17 protein-coding genes and 1 pseudogene are annotated in these 19,167 nt (G+C 41.5%); 6 read left to right on the top strand and 12 right to left on the bottom strand.

Going from position 1 to position 19,167, the window contains the following annotated elements; genetic code table 11:
• Positions 1–8 precede the first annotated feature (8 nt).
• The 3 genes from HMPREF1151_RS08370 to HMPREF1151_RS08360 are packed head-to-tail and all read left to right on the top strand — an operon-like array spanning position 9 to position 2,697.
• Positions 9–740: a metal ABC transporter ATP-binding protein gene (locus HMPREF1151_RS08370; RefSeq protein WP_009661800.1), complete on the top strand. Its 732-nt coding sequence runs from the start codon at positions 9–11 to the stop codon at positions 738–740.
• Positions 737–1,600 carry a metal ABC transporter permease gene (locus tag HMPREF1151_RS08365; protein WP_005381446.1) on the top strand — a complete coding sequence of 288 codons (864 nt, stop codon included), beginning with the start codon at positions 737–739 and terminating at the stop codon, positions 1,598–1,600. Before HMPREF1151_RS08370 ends, HMPREF1151_RS08365 begins: the two co-directional genes overlap by 4 nt.
• The gene (locus tag HMPREF1151_RS08360) at positions 1,597–2,697 is read left to right on the top strand and encodes a metal ABC transporter permease (protein ID WP_009661801.1); all 1,101 of its coding nucleotides are present in this window, start codon (positions 1,597–1,599) and stop codon (positions 2,695–2,697) included. Before HMPREF1151_RS08365 ends, HMPREF1151_RS08360 begins: the two co-directional genes overlap by 4 nt.
• Before the next feature lie 144 nt (positions 2,698–2,841).
• On the opposite strand, the gene HMPREF1151_RS08355 is transcribed toward HMPREF1151_RS08360, so the two are convergent.
• The 8 genes from HMPREF1151_RS08355 to HMPREF1151_RS08315 form a co-directional block, all read right to left on the bottom strand.
• On the bottom strand, positions 2,842–3,324 hold the full coding sequence (locus tag HMPREF1151_RS08355) for a GNAT family N-acetyltransferase (RefSeq protein ID WP_009661864.1): 483 nt from the start codon (positions 3,322–3,324) through the stop codon (positions 2,842–2,844).
• Between the two features lie 18 nt (positions 3,325–3,342).
• The gene (locus HMPREF1151_RS08350) at positions 3,343–3,747 is read right to left on the bottom strand and encodes a type II toxin-antitoxin system VapC family toxin (RefSeq protein ID WP_005384355.1); all 405 of its coding nucleotides are present in this window, start codon (positions 3,745–3,747) and stop codon (positions 3,343–3,345) included.
• On the bottom strand, positions 3,744–4,007 hold the full coding sequence (locus HMPREF1151_RS08345) for a type II toxin-antitoxin system Phd/YefM family antitoxin (protein WP_009661849.1): 264 nt from the start codon (positions 4,005–4,007) through the stop codon (positions 3,744–3,746). The genes HMPREF1151_RS08350 and HMPREF1151_RS08345 overlap by 4 nt, the downstream gene beginning before the upstream one ends.
• Before the next feature lie 531 nt (positions 4,008–4,538).
• On the bottom strand, positions 4,539–4,958 hold the full coding sequence (locus tag HMPREF1151_RS08335; RefSeq protein WP_009661843.1) for a hypothetical protein: 420 nt from the start codon (positions 4,956–4,958) through the stop codon (positions 4,539–4,541).
• A 116-nt stretch (positions 4,959–5,074) separates the two neighbouring features.
• Positions 5,075–5,593 (bottom strand): hypothetical protein, encoded by a 519-nt coding sequence (locus tag HMPREF1151_RS08330; protein ID WP_009661826.1) that lies wholly within the window; start codon positions 5,591–5,593, stop codon positions 5,075–5,077.
• Positions 5,594–5,730: 137 nt separating this feature from the next.
• The gene (gene guaA / locus HMPREF1151_RS08325; RefSeq protein WP_005381404.1) at positions 5,731–7,266 is read right to left on the bottom strand and encodes a glutamine-hydrolyzing GMP synthase; all 1,536 of its coding nucleotides are present in this window, start codon (positions 7,264–7,266) and stop codon (positions 5,731–5,733) included.
• Between the two features lie 414 nt (positions 7,267–7,680).
• On the bottom strand, positions 7,681–7,884 hold the full coding sequence (locus tag HMPREF1151_RS08320; protein ID WP_009661783.1) for a 4Fe-4S binding protein: 204 nt from the start codon (positions 7,882–7,884) through the stop codon (positions 7,681–7,683).
• Positions 7,885–7,943: 59 nt separating this feature from the next.
• Positions 7,944–8,888: a Cof-type HAD-IIB family hydrolase gene (locus HMPREF1151_RS08315; RefSeq protein WP_009661724.1), complete on the bottom strand. Its 945-nt coding sequence runs from the start codon at positions 8,886–8,888 to the stop codon at positions 7,944–7,946.
• A 111-nt stretch (positions 8,889–8,999) separates the two neighbouring features.
• On the opposite strand from HMPREF1151_RS08315, the gene HMPREF1151_RS08310 reads away from it, so the two are divergent.
• Positions 9,000–9,344 carry a hypothetical protein gene (locus tag HMPREF1151_RS08310; RefSeq protein ID WP_009661790.1) on the top strand — a complete coding sequence of 115 codons (345 nt, stop codon included), beginning with the start codon at positions 9,000–9,002 and terminating at the stop codon, positions 9,342–9,344.
• 3 nt (positions 9,345–9,347) lie between these two features.
• On the opposite strand, the gene HMPREF1151_RS08305 is transcribed toward HMPREF1151_RS08310, so the two are convergent.
• On the bottom strand, positions 9,348–10,529 hold the full coding sequence (locus HMPREF1151_RS08305) for an amidohydrolase (RefSeq protein WP_009661704.1): 1,182 nt from the start codon (positions 10,527–10,529) through the stop codon (positions 9,348–9,350).
• A gap of 171 nt (positions 10,530–10,700) precedes the next feature.
• Between HMPREF1151_RS08305 and HMPREF1151_RS08300 the strand changes: the two genes are divergently transcribed.
• Both HMPREF1151_RS08300 and HMPREF1151_RS08290 read left to right on the top strand, forming a co-directional pair.
• Entirely contained in the window at positions 10,701–11,483 is a 783-nt protein-coding gene (locus HMPREF1151_RS08300; protein ID WP_009661749.1) for a basic amino acid ABC transporter substrate-binding protein, read from the top strand.
• Between the two features lie 820 nt (positions 11,484–12,303).
• Positions 12,304–14,673, top strand: a complete 2,370-nt coding sequence (locus HMPREF1151_RS08290) for a tetratricopeptide repeat protein (RefSeq protein WP_009661838.1) — start codon at positions 12,304–12,306, stop codon at positions 14,671–14,673.
• 108 nt (positions 14,674–14,781) lie between these two features.
• Here the strand turns inward: HMPREF1151_RS08290 and HMPREF1151_RS08285 are convergent, their stop codons facing one another.
• The 3 genes and pseudogenes from HMPREF1151_RS08285 to HMPREF1151_RS08270 all read right to left on the bottom strand — a co-directional run bounded on the left by HMPREF1151_RS08285 (position 14,782) and on the right by HMPREF1151_RS08270 (position 18,878).
• The gene (locus HMPREF1151_RS08285) at positions 14,782–15,906 is read right to left on the bottom strand and encodes an inverse autotransporter beta-barrel domain-containing protein (RefSeq protein ID WP_009661835.1); all 1,125 of its coding nucleotides are present in this window, start codon (positions 15,904–15,906) and stop codon (positions 14,782–14,784) included.
• Between the two features lie 50 nt (positions 15,907–15,956).
• Positions 15,957–17,224: pseudogene (locus HMPREF1151_RS08280) on the bottom strand (inverse autotransporter beta domain-containing protein).
• Positions 17,225–17,735: 511 nt separating this feature from the next.
• A complete protein-coding gene (locus tag HMPREF1151_RS08270; RefSeq protein WP_009661789.1) occupies positions 17,736–18,878 on the bottom strand; it encodes a protein kinase in 1,143 nt (380 codons plus the stop codon).
• Positions 18,879–19,167 lie beyond the last annotated feature (289 nt).

Genomic DNA, 19,167 nt, shown 5'->3' with positions numbered 1-19,167 from the left:
AGGTCTCTATGGAATGGGCCGTTGAAGTTGAAGATATGACCGTAGCCTATACGACAAAACCCGTATTATGGGACGTAGATATGAAGGTACCCATCGGTTCCTTAGCGGCTATCGTCGGCCCTAATGGAGCCGGTAAATCTACATTATTAAAGGCCATGTTAGGCCTATTAACAGTTATCTCAGGTAGTGTTAAGTTTTATATCGACCATCACCTTGCGATGGACAAAAAGGATTACAAGAAAATCGCCTATGTCCCTCAAAGCGGTAGCGTAGACTGGGACTTTCCTACTACCGTATTAGATGTCGTACTTATGGGCCGCTATGGTCATCTAGGTTGGTTCAAACGACCAAGTAAAAAGGATAGGGAACTTGCCCTCTCCATGATTGAAAAAATGGGCATGAGCGACTATGTAAATAGGCAAATTCGTCAACTTTCAGGGGGCCAACAGCAGCGTGTATTCCTCGCAAGAGCCCTCGTACAAGAAGCAGATATTTACCTCATGGACGAGCCTTTCAAGGGCGTCGATAAAACGACGGAGCACGCCATTATCTCTCTTTTACAAGAAATGAAAGCGCGCGGCAAAACGGTGATCGTCGTACATCACGATTTAAATACGGTACCTCAATATTTCGACTGGGTAACGATGGTCAATAAGCAAACTGTTGCCTATGGTCCCGTAGCAGAGACCTTTACCGATGAGGCCATCGAGCGCACCTACGGCAAGGGGAGGATTGTATGACCATACTCCAATCCTATACGACACAGATGGTATTGCTCGGCACGGCTCTCTTGGGCCTTGCCAGTGGTATTGCAGGCACCTTCGCAGTACTGCGCAAAGAAAGCCTCATCGGTGACGGTCTCTCCCACGCAGCACTGCCTGGTGTAGTCATCGCATTCTTGCTGACCGGTATAAAAGACATTGAGGTACTCATTATAGGTGCTGCCCTGTCCTCTATCACTGCGGCATGGCTCATTACCATCACCGTAGAAAATAGTAAAATCAAATTCGATGGCGCTCTGGCTACTATACTATCTGCTTTCTTTGGTCTTGGTATGGTTCTACTCACCTACCTTCAAAGTCTAAACAATGCGGGTCAGGCGGGGCTTTCAAAATTTATATTTGGACAGGCCGCCACCATATTAGCTCGCGATGTGTACATTACATCGGCGGCAGCGCTCATCATTATCGTTTTAACAGCCTTATTTTGGAAAGAGCTAAAGCTCATTTCCTTTGACGTAGAATACGCCAAAACATTGCAAATTCCCGTCACTTTTACCCTCATTTTATATCGTTCCCTATTGATCATGACCATCATCATCGGCATTCAATCAGTAGGTGCTATCTTAATCAGTTCGCTCCTTATTGCACCAGCCGTAGGGGCCCGTCAGTGGACGAACAAGCTAGGTACCATGTGTATACTAGCAGGATGTTTCGGTATGGTATCTGCTATTGGCGGAACCATTTGGAGTACAACAGTACAAAAACTGCCTACAGGTCCTGCAATCATCGTCATTCTGTCGGTTATTGTACTGTTGAGCCTCATATTTGCACCTAATAGAGGCATCTTGTGGCAATTCCGGAAAAGAGGTGCCCCATGACAGTACATACAGAGATTTTACTCATCGCCATTACAGTATCTATCGCGTGCGCTATCCCTGGTGTATTCCTCGTGCTACGCCGCATGTCCATGATGGCCGACGCCATTACGCATACCGTATTTCTCGGCATCGTACTCGCTTTCTTTGTAACAGAAGACTTAAACTCTCCCTTGCTTTTAGTAGGGGCAACCGTAGTCGGCGTAGGAACAGTGTGGCTTACAGAGATGCTTCATAACACGGGCCTCGTCAACGAAGACGCGTCCATTGGTATCATCTTTCCCCTTCTATTCTCCATCGCCATCATCCTCGTCAGTCTCTATAGCGGCAACGCACACCTTGACGTAGATACGGCACTTCTAGGGGAAATCGCATTCGCCCCATTCGACAGATGGATTGTAAACGGTACCGACTTAGGTCCTGTATCACTATGGATTTCTCTTGGAGTAGCGGTCATCAACCTCCTATTAGTTATGCTCTTCTACAAGGAATTGCAGCTATCTACCTTCGATCCTCTATTAGCAGGGCTCTTCGGCTTCATGCCCGCCCTCATCCACTACGTGTTGATGACCATGGTGTCCCTCACTGTGGTGGCTTCATTCCAAGCAGTAGGCGCCATCCTCGTTATCGGCCTCATGATTGGACCTGCGGTTATCGCTTATTTATGGACGGACTCTGTGAAAGCCATGCTCATTAGCAGTATCATCATCGGCATTATCTGTGCCATCATCGGTACAGAAGTCGCTTTCACCCTAGACATATCCATTGCAGGCGCTATCGCAACAACGATTGGTCTCGCATTATTAATTGCCGTTATTTGCACACCAAAGACAGGCTATATTGCAACCTATCTTCGCCAACGCCACTTGCGTCGTCACTATCGAGAAACGATGATGCTCTGCCACATCTACACCCATATGAATACACCTGTGGCGGCCATTGAAAATGGTATCGGCACCATTCACGAACACTTGAACTGGAAACCAGACTATACCCACCAAGCCGCAACACACCTTAAGAAACGAGGCTTGTTATATGTAACAAATGGATACTATATGCTGACCGATAAAGGCGTGGCGCAAGTTAAAGAAATTATTTAAATACAATACCAATACTTTTCCCAACAAAAAAGAAGCTGAAACCAATGCTAATCTGCAAGATTTCAGCTTCTTTTTTATGGAAACTATTATATTCAGTTTTATTGTAAAACCATAAATAGTTAATCTCTACTCATTTCTAAGCACCTAAAATACAATCCGCATTTGATACCATTTAGCACCGCCGTGATCAGACTCTGATTCGCCTTCATTTAGAAAACCAAACTTGGCGTAATAAGGTATCTTTTCTTCCTTACAGGTTAGAATAACGCCTTTTCGATTTTCTTCTTTGGCCAAGTCTATGAAAGCCTCAATCAACTGCCCCCCTACACCGCGATTGCGATACGCTGGCATTGTATTTAGACCAAAAATCATCTGCCATGCCCCATCAGGATTGTGCATAGATGCATCAGCAAACATCTCATCGGTTAGGATTTCATCATCCGTTACAAATCCATCGATAAAACCAATAGGTGTATCGCCATCAAAAATTATAAGGAAATGGTCTGCATAATGAGCAAGGCGCTCTTTAAACGCTTCACGAGGGGCTGCTTCGGCTGGTGGGAAACAGGTGGATTCTATATTTGTAACAATGTCTAAATCATCGGTAGTGGCTTTTCGTATAAGCATATTATTTAATCTTTCATATTACATAAAACAAATACATGGTTCATTATAATCTGGTAAAAGCTCATCATGTGTTAAAAATATCATATCAGATGTTTTAGCCTGAGCAATTAACAAACGGTCAAATGGATCTTTATGAGCTTTAGCATTCTCATCACGATGTAATGTAGATAGTGCTAACACATGTGGAACCAATATAGGTAACAATGTAAAACCCGCCCCCGCACAGCTATCTTCTACCATTACTGCATCAATAGGCATACACATTGGACGTTTAAGATGCTTAATTTCAATTTCCCATAGTGAAAGAATACTGTAATAAATATTATTATTTGGATTCATTATCATATCACTTGCTTCTTTAGATAATGAATCATCACCTAAAATAGACCATAGTAAATAATGTGTGTCCAATAATATATTCATATTGTATCTCCAAACAGTTCTTCTATATCTTTATCCCATTTATCAAAATCTTTTGGCATTTTAAATTTACCTTTTGCAATGCCTATACGTTTCGACACATCCACTTTAGACTCTGTTTGCCTATTGTCTTCAGATAGTGTAAGCTGTGCTACAGTCCGTCCATCTTGTTTGATATACACAACAGACTCTTCTCCTGTCTGTAGTTTTTTTACAAGCATAGGCAATTCTGCTGTAGCTTGTGTTATTGTTACTTCACACATAGTTTTGCCTCCTCTCTTTAAAATTTATGTTGCTATTACCCTAAGTATATACTGTTTAACCACTAAAGGCTACACCAAGACATATTCTCTTGTGTAGCCTTCACTATGCATATTCTATTCTCAATTTATATACTATGTAATATGATAATGCTGATTTACATATCATTAAAGCGCTTTGCTCATATAGTTTACTATAACTTTCTCATCTCACGAACGAATGCCTCCGCCTCCTGTAAGTTCTTTGGAAACTCGAAATACATATATCTCTCAGTTCCATAAATGGGATTCCTAAAATCATAGCCACTCAATAACAAATACTCTATAATCTTCCACTCTTTATCATTAGATTTTTTAGGAGCTTTAAACTTCTCATTTACAAAGTACATTTTACCTTTACATATAGGACAGGTTTTATTTGTATTAAACAACTCGTAGTTTGTGCCCTCCGACAAGGAGATTCGGCAGTTTACACATACATTTTTATAGCCCATAGTTATTTACTCCTATACGGTTTATGTTGAAAGATTTATTTTACAAGCTCTCATCAACTACATATACCATATCACCTGTAAAGTATATGTTCATTATACAATGTACAGGATTCCCTTCGGTCCATAACCAACCCTGCAGCACAGCTCGACCCCAGTTATAAGTCTCTGTAATGACCTCGAACTCACTTTCACTATAATCCTGCTGATACTGAGGTAACTCAATTCTTTTACCTGTGAAAGTATCTAATATTGTACTATTAAAGACAAGAATTTCTAGATCATCAACATCACATTTCTCAAATACAATCTTGGCCTTATGAGTTTGTTCAACACCATTCTCATAAGAAAAAATATAATCAAAGATAAAAGTTAAATTACCATCTCCGTATGCTATTTTTTGGACCCTTGCATCATGGAGAGAATATTTGGGATACTCGCCAAAAGATTTTGTCGTTTTCATAGGACCTCTATTTTCAAACAACTGTTTAACCAAAATCTATAACTTAAAATCAGTATACCAATTTTTTTGTATAACATAAAAGGGGCTGTAACAAAACAGCCCTCAATCATTAATATTTAAATACCTAAAGTAAAAACCTCTTTATAAAATGCTATTATGTCTTTTGCATATTTCGCGGCCCGAGGAATGCCCAATCTTTTATAATAGTCAGCTACTATCTCTTGATGGTTCTTCAAGAGATCGAACTCAATTATATACAAAGCAATACTCATTTTAGAATATTTTCCTATTTCAATTGTAGTTGATACATCCTCCTCAGATATTTTCTCTCCTTTTGGAAATTCTCCATCAGGATACTCCTCAATAGTATCGTCACTATATTGCAAAAACTTTTTAGACCAAACGATAATATCTTTTCCATATTCTTCTATCATTTGCGCGTAAAACTGCACCATCTCTTTTTCTGAAAGCACCTTACAATTAAAGCCTTCTAGTAAGAATTGTCTCTGTCTTAATCGATTTTTTAGCTCTTCTACTTCAACACTTTGTACGTCTTGATTAAAGTTGTCGACACCTAGTTCTTTTATAATATCTAAATATATGTCACTAACTAAAAATTCTTTTATAGTTTCCATACCCTTATTTCCTTAAAGATATCTACTAGCAACAACAAAATAAATTAGAGCAACTACTACTTTCACAAAAGGCCTCTCACCATAACGATGAAAGGCCTTTGTATATGTATTCTTTAAATACGATGTTGTTCTAATTTTTATTCCCACTCAATTGTTGCAGGTGGTTTAGATGTAATATCGTACACGATACGGTTAATGTGTTGTACTTCGTTTACGATACGACGGGAGATTGTGTCCAATACGTCGTAAGGGATGCGCGCCCAGTCAGCAGTCATGAAGTCTGTTGTTGTTACGCCACGCAATGCCAATGTGTAATCGTATGTACGGAAGTCACCCATAACGCCTACGGTACGTGTAGATGTTAATACTGCAAAGTATTGGTTGATGCTGCGATCAAGGCCAGCTTTTGCAATTTCATCACGGAAGATGTAGTCCGCATCACGCAAGATGTCGAGTTTGTCTTTCGTGATTTCGCCCATTACGCGGATAGCAAGACCAGGACCTGGGAATGGTTGACGCCATACGAGATAGTCAGCCAAGCCTAATTCAGAACCAAGTTCACGTACTTCGTCTTTGAAGAGGTTGCGCAATGGTTCGATAAGGCCTTTGAAGTCTACAACTGCAGGCAAGCCGCCTACGTTGTGGTGAGATTTGATAACTTCTGCTTCACCAGTACCGGACTCAATAACGTCAGGGTAGATTGTACCTTGCGCCAAGAAGTCAACGGAGCCGATTTTACGACCTTCATCTTCGAATACACGGATGAATTCTTCGCCGATAGCTTTACGTTTCGCTTCTGGATCTTCAAGACCAGCCAATTTATCTAAGAAACGTTTTTCTGCATCGACGCGGATGAAATGCATGCCGGAATCTTTGAAAGCTGCTTCAACTTCATCGCCTTCGTTTTTACGCATTAAACCATGGTCAACAAAGATACAAGTCAATTGGTCGCCAACAGCTTTAGAAATAAGAGCTGCTGCAACAGAGCTATCTACACCGCCAGACAATGCTAACAATACTTTTCCATCGCCTACAGTGTTACGGATTTCTTCAATAGCAGTTTTTGCATAGTTTGCCATTGTCCATGTGCCTGTGAAGCCACATACTTCGTACAAGAAGTTGTGAAGCATTTCTTTACCATGTTCAGTGTGTAATACTTCTGCATGATATTGCATAGCGTATAATTTGCGTTCTTTATTTTGCATAGATGCAACAGGGCAGTCTTTTGTATGCGCAATGATTTCGAACCCTTCAGGAACTTTTGCTACATAGTCAACGTGGGACATCCAAACAACTTGGTCTTCGTCCAATCCTTTGAACAATGGGGATGTAGTATCCACTTTAGTAGGTGTTTTACCAAATTCGCGGTTGTCCGCAGATTTAACTTCGCCACCCAATGTATGTGCCATAAATTGCATACCGTAGCACATGCCAAGAACTGGAATGCCAAGTTCAAAGATTTCCTTTTCAATTTTAGGGGAATTCTCTTCGTACACACTGTTAGGGCCACCAGTAAAGATGATACCTTGCGGCTTCAACTCCTTAATTTTTTCTAATGCTTTGTTGTATGGATATACTTCGCAGTATACATGATTTTCACGAACGCGGCGTGCAATCAACTGATTATATTGACCGCCAAAATCGACAACAATAACAAATTCCTTGTTTTCCATAGTTCCTCCGTATGCATCTATTTGTGAAAGTATATTCACCAATTTATAATGTCCATACATTCCTGTACTGGGGGTGCGTTTTACAAACAAAACGCCAATTTTTTATTACAGTCTATTATACCATAGGAACCATATGTACTCCATATATTCCGTATGAAAGTTATAAAATACTTTTTAACGTTCGGATTTTTCGTCTATTTCATATCTTAAAGGTTCTAATGTCGACCTTTCACATACCTATTTTAAAATAGAACAGGCCTGTTCTATTTTTTTAGATGGCCTATCACACGTGCCCATTTCAAATTACTACAGGCCTGTTCTATTTTTAGAAGGCCTATTACACGTGCCCGTTTCAGATTAGTACAGGCCTGTTCTTTTTTTAGACGGCCTATTACACTCACCCATTTCAAATTACTACAGGCCTGTACTATCTTTAAGTAGCTTATGCATTTGTACGGCTCCAACAGGGCAGATTGAATAGCAATCACCACAGCGGATACAGCCGTTACCAATAATAAATTTAGTGGTTCCTTCGGTGATGCATTGTACTGGGCAGTCTTCAGCGCAAGCACCGCATTTAACGCAGGTATCGTCTATATCAAATTTTAGATTGCCCATATTACATCACCTCACAATCAATCATGGGATTAATGGTCAATTCACTATCGAGTATACTTCTATTTACCTTCTAATTCGCGATTATGTGCAATAGCCGAATAGAGTGCACGAGCTACACCGTAATTGTTATTATCCGTTGTCGTATAGCGTGCGGCAGCTTTCACATTATCTCGTGCATTCCCCATGGCTACACTAGCGCCAGCAAAGCGGATCATAGATAGATCATTTTCGCTGTCACCAATAGTCATCACTTCGTCAGGCGTATAGCCCCAATGGTTAGCCAAAGCCTCTACAGCCGTGCCTTTTGTCGTATGAGGCAATACAAATTCTAAATTCCCTTCGCTTGATTCAAGGACATCGTAAAAACGTTCGCGCCCTTTACCATCTGTGGCTGCCCCTTGAAACTCATCGCGTAAATCGGCTAGGATGCGCTCACGTATACGTTCATCGCCGTAAAAGATTTGGATTTTCTCCGGTCCTTCTGGCAAAGATTCTAGATGTGCCAATAAATCAGGCACCATCGTGCGCGTTTTCAAGATAAAAGGTCTAATATTAGGTCTAAAGAAATGCTCCGCTTGTGATGTTTCATTGCCCACTGTTGGATATTGGCCGAAAATTTCGGCTTTCACATAAGCCTCTACAAACACACCGTAGGTCATGAGTTTCCGTACTAAATCTATGGCACGGGTTTTATCAAAGGAGATATGAACGAGTTCTTTTTGTTCCTCTTTATCCATGACATAGGCGCCATTGGTGCACACAAAGTAGCGCAAGCACGGCATGGCATCGATAACATCATCCATTTCATGCCACGCACGGCCCGATGCGATAGCCACGCGAATACCGCTTTCACGAGCGGCACGAACAGCGGCCACCACCTCAGGGTCCACGGATTTCGCGTCATTCACCAAGGTACCGTCCACGTCGGACGCGATGAATCGAATCGGGGTATCGCCAGTAAGACCTATATAATTTTTGATATCTAATGGTTCAGATGAGGACATACAACCTCCTTTAATACAGGGTAGAAAATAGATCAAAAAAATTTTTGATTGATGTACAATAAAGATAGCATATAATTTATAGAATTATCGGTTCAAAGGATGTGAAATCATATGCATATACTAATCGATCGAGATGCCGTTTGTGCAGCCGATGATATGAGTCATCATCGTGAAAAATTTACCGTACCTGATGATATAACCATAGCCGGTTTATTTGAACTTCTTGAATTTAAATACATCCAATTCATCGCTGGCAATGACGTAGTATGGGCGCTCTATCACCACGACGTTGAGGTAGGTGCCTATTTTACCAAAAATTGTAGCTTTATAAATGGCAGTATTTCATTATCATCTATTATCAATAACTCTGAAACAGATACCGAATTCTATCTACGATATTACAGCTCTCCCGATAGATATAGGAAGCACTTTATTAACATTGTGAATCTCGATTAGAAACTACTTAGTACTGTTGAACTCGGCTACAATTTCTTCTAAAACAGCTGGATTCTCAACTAAGCTCAACAATGTACGACCAATGATATTAGCGCCATCTACAATGGTTTGTTCTATGGTTGGTTCGAGCATGGCGTCCGCAAACTCCTTCGCATGGCACACCTTATCTGGGCCTGCCAAGCGTAGTTTAGGATGAAATGCAGCGCATTGATAGCTCACATTACCGATATCGGAACTGCCGCCAATGTCTGCTGGACCTGGTTCAAAATCGAGGCCCATATCAGCCATCACGTCTTCGATGAGGTGTGTACCGCGATGGTTTTGGTTCATATCATCGTAAGGGTTGCCGTAAAACTCAACGTCTACAGTCGTTCCGGTACAAAGGGCAGCGCCTTCAAAAATCTTTTTAATTTGCTCGGACAAACCGTTCAAATACTCCCGTTCTGTATGGCGCACGGTCACTTCTAGTTCGCCATAGGCTGGAATGACGTTAGACGCGGTACCGCCATTAATGATCCACGTACCGATTCGAGATTCTGATCGCACTTGTTGGCGCAGCATATCCATGGCATGGATGGCGAGTTGCACGCCATTTACCGCATTGATACCATTCCAAGGTTCGCCTGCCGCATGGGCCGATTTACCATGGTACTTGGCGCGGAAACAGTCGAGGGCTAGGAATTGCGAGTTTGGGCGCGTTTCTTCACCATCGAGATGGACCATAATGGCAAAATCATAGTCCTTAAATACGCCAGCGTTGCACATATCCACCTTACACCCCATTGCTTCCTCATCAGGGGTACCGATGATGTCGATGTCCATGTTGAAAGCTACGCCATCTTGCTGCATCTTATGTAATGCAAGGGCTGCCAAGGTGCTCATAGATCCACTCGCACAATGTCCGCACGCATGACCCACATCTGGCAACGCATCGTATTCGCATAAAATCGCTAAACGCCCTTTAGGATGATCTACTTTCACAGCAGACGCCTTAAAAGCAGTCGGCAAATTGCAGAACTCATAAGTCACAGGGATGCCGTGCTTTTCAAGAACAGCTCCGATTGTCTTAACGGATTTAAATTCATGACTAGACAGTTCAGGATTCTTCGCCAATGTATAATTAATGGTGAAAGCCTCTTGGGCGAAGCTTTCACAAGCATTGGAAAATTGTTCAGTAAGAGACATAGGTCCTCCTAAATGTATGTATAAATAACCGACCTTATTTGGTAAAAGGTACATTTCATGTACATAAATTGTTTTCGCACCTTTAATTATACAATGTTATTGCCTATTGGTTCAAAATTCCGTACAATATAAGCAGATTAATATGTTTGTATCATGTTTGAGGAGGATACTATGTTTAAATTCAAAAAATTAACAGCTATCGCACTCGTAGCCGTTGCTGCTATGGGTTTATTGGCTGGTTGTGGCAGTGAAAAAAGCAAAATGACACAAGAGGCTGGTGTGTTGCGTGTAGGTTCTGAAACTACATTCCCACCATTCGAATTCACTGAAGGCGATAAATACGTTGGTTTCGACGTTGATTTGTCCGAAGCAATCGCTAAAAAATTGGGCCTAAAAATGGAATTCAAATCCATGGGCTTCGACGCTTTGATTCCAGCAGTTCAATCTGGCGACATCGACATGATCGCAGCAGGCATCAACGCAACTCCTGAACGTGAAAAAGCATTAGACTTCTCTGATGTATACTTTGACCAAGGCGGTTTCATCACAGTTGTTCGTAAAGACAACTCCACAATCCATAACATGGATGAACTTGCTGGCAAAACTGTAGGCGTTCAAATCGGTACTGTTCCTGCAGACATGGCTAAAAAAATTCCTAACACAACAGTAAAAGAAATGGACTCCAACGCCAATATCTTTATGGAATTAAAAGCCGGTACAATCGATGGCGCAATCATCGATAACGCAGTTGCTATGTACTACCTAAAACAAGGCGCTGACAAAGACCTTAAACTCGTAGGCGAACCTACAAAAGCACCTGGTACAGTACTTGGTGTTAAAAAAGGCAACACAGAATTACAACAAGCTGTTAACAAAGCTCTTAAAGAACTTAAAGAAGACGGCACATACCAAAAAATCTATGATAAATGGTTTGGTGACTATAACAAAAAATAATTTCTAGTCAACGGCTAGAACGATAATCAAAAGATACCCCACGAAAAAACTCCACCGGCCGGGTCTGTCCCCTACGGGGCAGGGCCAAAGTCGTTTTTTCATGGGGTATCTTTTTTCACATCCACTCTAACCTGACTTAGAAATTATTTTTTTGTTATACGGATAAGAGAGAGGCCGTAGGCCCTCCTTTCTCTGTCTAACGGTTGGGTTGGCAATAACGGGTTTTATCAATTTCACTACTATTATATTCCGCGTGTCAGCTATGGATTGAGAGATAGAACCGATGGGCCCAAAAATCCGACTTTGGCCCTGTGAGCCCGTAGGGCGAATCAGACCCGGCCGGTGGAGATTCTCAGGGCACATCGTCACACGGGCCGTAGGCCCTCCTGTCCCTCGGTTGGGTGGGCAATAACGGATTTTATCAATTTCACTACTATTATATACCGCGTGTCGGCTATGGATTGAGAGATAGAACCGATGGGCTTAAAAATCCGACTTTGGCCCTGTGAGCCCGAAGGGCGAATCAGACCCGGCCGGTGGAGGTTCTCAGGGCATGTCGTCACACAGGCCGTAGGCCCTCCTTTCTCTGTCCAACGGTTGGGTTGGCAATAACGGATTTTATCAATTTCACTACTATTATATACCGAATTAACATAGAACGAGATAGTTGAAGGTGATGGGGCCTCTGAAAACGACTTCGGGCTCCGCGAAGCGCAGTAGCGTGTCGGCTTTCAGAGGCCCCATCACCTTTCCTACCTTTCACGAGCTGTGTATTCGGTATATAATAGTAGTGTATTGTATAAAAACGAAAGGAGGGCCTATGGCTCAATATTTCACAGACCGCCTCCAACGGGTCTTCCACTTAATTTTTATGTCTTATGATCCGCAGTCCGCTCAAGAGGGTCTGCGCATGTTAGAGTCGATTGTAAATAATCAATCGAATGTGACAAAGCCGATTCAGTATGAGTTACGCAACACGACTACATCACAAGGCAGCGTTGGTGAATCAGATGCTGAGGAGGTCTACCAGAAGGCTTTATCTCCAGAAGAACGTGAATTAGGAGACGCATACGCCCTATTGGCACGTGTGTACGCTGGACCGCGATTTACGTGGGCCGAGTCGGGTTTTCCAGAGGATAATATGCGCACGTATCAGTGTTTGCATGATAGTATCCGCCAAAATAGTCCAATTGGCACATTACAAGCATTGCGCATAGCTGGGTCGATTACGCCTACGGTGAGGCGAGATATGCAGTTGTCCTTTGATGATGCATTCCGCATCATCTATGATTATGCAAAGCAGGACGATGCATACTGCCAATATATTATAGGCAACGTATTCTTTTGGGGCGATTACCACGTTATTAACGAGGCTAAACAACTATTAGGCCCCAAAAAGGCTAGCTTTAGTCAACGATTACACCAAGCGACGCGCAGCAAGAGTTTACGTGAAATCATTGCTACCTTGCGCGGTATGGTAGATGAGGAAACGCTACAAGCAAAATCTCGTGAGCATGCGAAATACTGGTTTACCAAAGCCCTCGATCAAGGGCTAGCCATGTTCCAAGGGAACTTGCGCAATATTTATATCGACGAAGGCGATTACGATAATGCGCGCCGTGTGGCACGCAGGGCCGCTGAATTAGGCAACCCCACCATGATGCTCTATACGGGCCTCGACCATCACGAAAAGGGCGAATTTACAGAGGCTTTCACATGGTTTACAAAGGGTGCTGACCTAGGCCAGCCAGAATGTATCGCAGAACTTGCGGACTATTACTATCATTTTTACGAGCAACCTTTGTTGCGTGCGGCCATTCCATATGACCCAATCAAGGCTACTGAACTATATCAACGGGCGGCCACAAAGGACTTTAATGATGCCGGTTATGCCGCGTTGCAGGCTGCATTTAACTATATCTTTCACATTGGCGGCCTCCCTCTCGACTGGGGGCTCATCGCCGATTTGACGCATATGGCGGCGACGAAGGATAGATTTCTGTTCTCCTTGCCGTATATCAGTTACATGCGCATTCACGGCATCGGCGTGACCAAAAACATCCGATTTGCCGTTCAGTCCTTGACCCGCGTTTTAGAGGAAGAAAAACGAGCGCTTCAAGAGGAGGATCGCGTGCTCTTCTACGACATCACCCGTGCGCTTACACGCGTTGCCTTGGGCTATGCCTATGAAAAAGGATATGTGACGGGAACGCCTGACCTCGACAGTGCGGTTCATTATTATGAAAGTTCCCATCAGTACATTGTGTCTCATCTTGCTAATCGCAGCGAAGAAATTAAGGATGTTCCTGTAGATGATGAGGCTGCAGAACGATTAGCGGCCTTTGAAAAGGTAGACGGCCATTGGCACTACAAGGAAGGTATTACCGAATCCTCTACAACCATGCGCCCGGCCCCTACCACATGGCCTCACAATGCAGCTCGATTAGCTGTCAATATGAATTGCTTTCAGTGGGATACTACCTTATATGACCTAGAAACTATCGACCATGCCCTATCTACACAAGATACGGTGGTGCTTAGCTTTTACAATCATTTCCTAACCATTCCGAACAAATTGCGGAATATCTATAAGTTAGAGAGTAAACATATGCCGCGTAATACCTATCAGGTTCGGTTATACGGATACGACCCAACTGAAGGGCACGAGGTTATCTATAAATCGCTGCTCAATGCAGAGGACACCCACAATTTGTGGCATGATCTTTATGAAAGCCACCATTTACCGGAGCTTTCAGATGCATGGGCCATCGAAACAGACGAAGAAAAACCGACGTGGCACTATGTACTCGACGTCGATCAAGAACCATTCCTACTCGAGGAATATGACGATGCCAACGCCATGATACAAGCATCCTTGGAGGGCCTCAAGAGCAATCGCTACGAACAAATCAACGTTCGTACCCACGATTTTATTGGGCCATCCTATTTCATATTTAAGGGCAAGCGGTCCACACCATTTAGGGTGCAACTGTACCTCAAGGAATCCATGCGCCACATCGTCGATGAACACGGCAAGCAAAAGGACATTCCAGGTAATACATATCTATTTGAACAGTACTTTGGCAATGAAGTATCCTTGAACTACTGGATACAACGGACCATTACGACCTTAGACATTCCAGAACTAGATAACTGGAAACCGCTCAGCGTACCTAAGGATTTGCAATAACAAACAAAATAAAAAGAACGCATACAAGGCCCCGATACTCAACCTATCAATTGAATGCCGGGGCCGCTGTGCGTTCTTTTTATTATATTAAGAGTATTTTGTTATGGCTTATAAGCCTGGGTCACGTGGTACTATTACCCAAAATTCTTCATATGACTTACCTATAACCATAGGACTACGTTCTACCTTATCTAACATTCTAGCTCGAGCATTCGTAATAGTATCATCACTATGTTTGCCTCCATGCCAAGCAAACTTGGATGTACCCAATGTATATTTAACAAATCCATAAGCACCACTAGCATACTTATTATCGGATGTATATCCTAAATCTAGTGAAATATGAGGTGTCACTTGTAATGTAGTACCCACTTGCCAACCAGAACTATTATTGAGATCCGAAATTGGCGACGTTCCTCCACTATACGTCGAAATACCAAGTCCCTTCCAGTGATAAGCTCCTATATACATACGAGCCCATCGTGCATTTTTAAATGAACGAGTGTAACTTACATCATAACCAGATAATACTTTTTGAGATGTATACACATTAATACTAGCAGTACCACCATTCAAAGGAAATGGAAGGTGCGATACCCCCTTCGAATATGATTGAGATTTTATATTTCCCAAACCTCTATATACATTAGCGCGAACTTCATTAAGACCTGATACATATTCTAAGCCTCCACTAACTCGATTAGCATTCTCAGAGAAGGCGCGATCTACAAATGCATTAATACCTACATAAGCATGTTCATGTTTACTGAGCTGACGATATCCTAAGCCAATATTACCCACAGTACCTAGAGATTTTATCTCATCATGTCGTTCTGCTTTAGTTTTTGTTTGCACAGTTCCTGTAGCTGAGTCGTATGGATACCAATAGCCACCAGCCCCATCAAAATAATTAAATGTATGCTCTTGACCACCTTTACCAATACCGCCTTGTACAAACAATACGGACTGGGAGTTTTCATCATAATGAGTTAAAGGTTGCAATGTTTCTACAGACACTTGCTTACCCATCTTCGATTGTGTGCCAACTTTAATATCTGTACGGTCCATCCAGTTAGAACGAACGGCCTCTTTTCTAGCTGTATCGGATGCAATTGTTTGCTGTGCAGAATATAGTCCATTTACATCTTGAACCTCTGCTGCCATTCCTATTGTAGATATGCTAAAAACCATAGCCCCAAAAACCATGGCTTTCAATAATAATTTACCTGACATTATATATAGTCCCCTCTCATGATAATGATAAAACTAACATTTTCTCCATATTATAAATGATCAATAGGTGCTAAATAATCGTATTCAATATCATCAAAGGATTCTACAATCATGTCTTGACGACGTACCTTATTTAGCATTTTAGAACGAGCTGTAGTAATCGTATCATCACTATGCTTGCCACCCCAGTAGGCAAATTTAGATGTACCTAATGTATATTTCACAGTACCATACATGCCTTTCGACATATTGTTTGCATTGTTATACCCAATATCTAAGGATATATGTGGTGTTAACTGTAATTCAGCACCGATTTTAATGCCCTTATAGTGGTTTGCATCCCTCACAGAAAACCATGGTACGGACCAATGACCTGGTCGCCCCGGATTATAATGTTGTTCATGGCCAAAACCCTGCCCCTTCCAGCGATATCCATTTACATAAGTACGAACCCAACGGGCATTCTTGAAGGACCTAGCAAAACTGATTTCATAGCCTCCTAGTGCTCTACTGCCTTTGTAGGTATAATAATTTTCACTAGGAATCGTATTATAAGGGAATCTATCTGGATAGCCATTAGGATACAAGCGTTTAGGATATGGATTACCACCACCACCTTTTACAAGATCCTTATTACTAAGCCCTCTGTACACATTGGCATATACCTCGTTGAGCCCATTTACATACTCTACACCGCCACTAATACGATTGTAATTGTCTGTGAAAGCTCGATCTACGAATGCATTGACACCTACATAGGCATGTTCATTGCGGCTAAGACGTCGATAGCCAATACCAACAGTACCAATAATCCCTAATGTTTCAGATGATTTTTCATCCGTATTTATTTTAGTGAAACTAGATTGCCCATGCCGATTGATTGTTAATTCAGGAAGAAAGTAACCACGCAGCTCTTTTGAAACTATTTTCTCACCGCCACGTCCAATGCGCCCTTGTACAAATAGAATACTTTTACTGTTCTCATCATAATGAGAAATAGGCTGCAATGTTTCTATATAGGCTTTCGTTAGATTGCCGTAATCAGATTTCTTATTATAAATGGTATCCAAATCATCTGTTAGAAAGTGTCCTTTATCTAATTTGGACTGGCCTCCGGACTGTACACCTACAGCAATATCCGTACGGTCCATCCAGTTAGATTGACTGCCTCATGTTTTTCCGTATCTTGTTTATTTTGTTGAATATTGGTTGCATCTTGTATAGGTGTAGCCTCTACACCCGCTGCAAATCCAATAGCATTAATAGAACAAGCTATGGCCCCAAGAACCATAGCTTTTACCACTAATATTCTTTTCATGTCTCTCAGTCTCCCTCTATATATAGTTCTAAGATATATATTCATCTTTATTTCATTTTTATTATATGTATATATTTAGATATAGTCAACAAAACTACCTACATTTAAACCAACAATAAATATCGTTTAAATCTCAAATCTGTATATTATTTCATTCCATTGTAAGTAAAAATATACATAAAGAAAAAACCCTCAAAGCCGAGTATACATACTCAAGCTTTGAGGGTTTATGAGGGTTTTGGGAGCTTTATTATTTAAATAAAGGCAATAATGCGTTTACCAAACCAGTAAGAGCAGTCATAACAGCTTTAATGATTGTTACTACCATTGCATATTCCTCCTTCTCATACACTCATTTACTAAACTAACTATAAATATCATAAACGAGTATTTTAACTATAATATGAAACGAGTAGATTTTTACACATAAAGCTTTCATGAGGAAAATCGGACGATAACAATTATCATCATATATTTGAGGAGAATGGTAGTATACAATGAATTCATAAATCTAAAAAGTTTTTAGTTTTTTTGCTCGTTCTTGTATCAATTGACCAATCATATGTGCACGATCCATACCAAACTCCGGTTCTACCAGTTGATTATATCTATGTTCTACAATCTCCATACAATGATTCATAATACCATCCCAGTCTACTTTCACAGCAGATGATACATGTTTCAATTCCAGCGTATGAGTCTTGTTAAAAGCTACGGACATATCCGTATTACGATTGCGCATAACAGATGCCGCTTTATACCCCAAGGAGTTTCCGTTATCAAAAATAGGCGCAAGGCCGATAAATTCTAGACTTTCACTATCACGAAGAGCACCAAAATTCCCCCAATGACGATCCTCATTAGCAATGAGCGCATCAAGCACAATCATTTGTTCTAACTGACTCGTCACATCAGTAAGACCAAATGAATGCAACTGATTCACGTAATGCGCGTACTCACTCACATCGTTAGATTTCGTGTTAGACGTCAATTGCCATGCAGGAATATATTCTACATTTCGATTCGTAAAACAGTCGCAAACCGATACATTCTCAGCTTCATCCGACATATAATCCAAATAATACGTTATATAAGGCACATCAAAGTACGCCAATACATCACTGACGACGGCCTCATTAAATGGTTCCTGTTTAAAGGTCAATTCGCCCGCTTTTGAAAGCAAAATTTCATCTCCGCGGTGCAACCAAATCTGACGCAATGTCCCATTATTCGATGTATTCGGCGTCCGACGCCACGGATCATATTGATGTAATGTATCAATAGCCCCTATTAACACTTGATCATCAGGAATGGGATTATCATAAAAGTTTACATCAGACCAAGTCACCGAACTATCGCAAGGTTTAACCCAATAATGGTCAGAAATACTAACCATATACGATCGCATGGACAATTCAAACCCATCTTTTGCCTTATACAATGCCTTAATAACATCATAATTAGAACGACTTTGAGGAATAAATCGATGGTCAATAAATTCATTTAAAGCACGTTCTCTGTTATGAGGCTGCACAAGCATATTAACAGGTACATGAGCCGCATTCAATATATCAACAATATGGGCCCAATTTCTATCATCAAAAATAGCAAACTGTAAGACAGGTACATCCCTATGCATTAACATAAATTGCATAATAATCCCTCCCTCTACTAGCAGCCAACATTTCCATAATTGTATCACAAAACCAAAACACCAGAAAAGCGCTATAATCCCACAAATCGAGTGAAATACCAAAAATAGCCCCTTTAGAAGGCGACTTTTGGCCTTTCCCAGAGTCCCCTGCATATAAAAAATGGGCTAACTGCTAAATAGTAAAAAATAATCCCCTTATCGAAAACGACTTTGGCCCTGTTCCGAAGGAACAGACCCGGCCAGTGGAGGCTTTCGATGAGGGGATTATTTGCAAACTAATAAACGGTAT

Origin of the sequence: Veillonella sp. ACP1, assembly GCF_000286635.1 — a bacterium.
GTDB lineage: Bacteria > Bacillota > Negativicutes > Veillonellales > Veillonellaceae > Veillonella > Veillonella atypica.
The sequence above is the reverse complement of the archived record's forward strand: the minus strand, read 5'-3'. Positions and strand labels throughout refer to the sequence as shown.

Coding starts and splice junctions, on each gene's coding strand:
- HMPREF1151_RS08290 (WP_009661838.1), top strand. CDS start 12,304: ATGGCTCAATATTTCACAGACCGCCTCCAACGGGTCTTCCACTTAATT.
- HMPREF1151_RS08330 (WP_009661826.1), bottom strand. CDS start 5,593: ATGGAAACTATAAAAGAATTTTTAGTTAGTGACATATATTTAGATATT.
- HMPREF1151_RS08310 (WP_009661790.1), top strand. CDS start 9,000: ATGCATATACTAATCGATCGAGATGCCGTTTGTGCAGCCGATGATATG.
- HMPREF1151_RS08285 (WP_009661835.1), bottom strand. CDS start 15,906: ATGTCAGGTAAATTATTATTGAAAGCCATGGTTTTTGGGGCTATGGTT.
- HMPREF1151_RS08360 (WP_009661801.1), top strand. CDS start 1,597: ATGACAGTACATACAGAGATTTTACTCATCGCCATTACAGTATCTATC.
- HMPREF1151_RS08300 (WP_009661749.1), top strand. CDS start 10,701: ATGTTTAAATTCAAAAAATTAACAGCTATCGCACTCGTAGCCGTTGCT.
- HMPREF1151_RS08355 (WP_009661864.1), bottom strand. CDS start 3,324: ATGCTTATACGAAAAGCCACTACCGATGATTTAGACATTGTTACAAAT.
- HMPREF1151_RS08335 (WP_009661843.1), bottom strand. CDS start 4,958: ATGAAAACGACAAAATCTTTTGGCGAGTATCCCAAATATTCTCTCCAT.
- HMPREF1151_RS08270 (WP_009661789.1), bottom strand. CDS start 18,878: ATGCAATTTATGTTAATGCATAGGGATGTACCTGTCTTACAGTTTGCT.
- HMPREF1151_RS08345 (WP_009661849.1), bottom strand. CDS start 4,007: ATGTGTGAAGTAACAATAACACAAGCTACAGCAGAATTGCCTATGCTT.
- guaA (WP_005381404.1), bottom strand. CDS start 7,266: ATGGAAAACAAGGAATTTGTTATTGTTGTCGATTTTGGCGGTCAATAT.
- HMPREF1151_RS08305 (WP_009661704.1), bottom strand. CDS start 10,529: ATGTCTCTTACTGAACAATTTTCCAATGCTTGTGAAAGCTTCGCCCAA.
- HMPREF1151_RS08315 (WP_009661724.1), bottom strand. CDS start 8,888: ATGTCCTCATCTGAACCATTAGATATCAAAAATTATATAGGTCTTACT.
- HMPREF1151_RS08320 (WP_009661783.1), bottom strand. CDS start 7,884: ATGGGCAATCTAAAATTTGATATAGACGATACCTGCGTTAAATGCGGT.
- HMPREF1151_RS08370 (WP_009661800.1), top strand. CDS start 9: ATGGAATGGGCCGTTGAAGTTGAAGATATGACCGTAGCCTATACGACA.
- HMPREF1151_RS08365 (WP_005381446.1), top strand. CDS start 737: ATGACCATACTCCAATCCTATACGACACAGATGGTATTGCTCGGCACG.
- HMPREF1151_RS08350 (WP_005384355.1), bottom strand. CDS start 3,747: ATGAATATATTATTGGACACACATTATTTACTATGGTCTATTTTAGGT.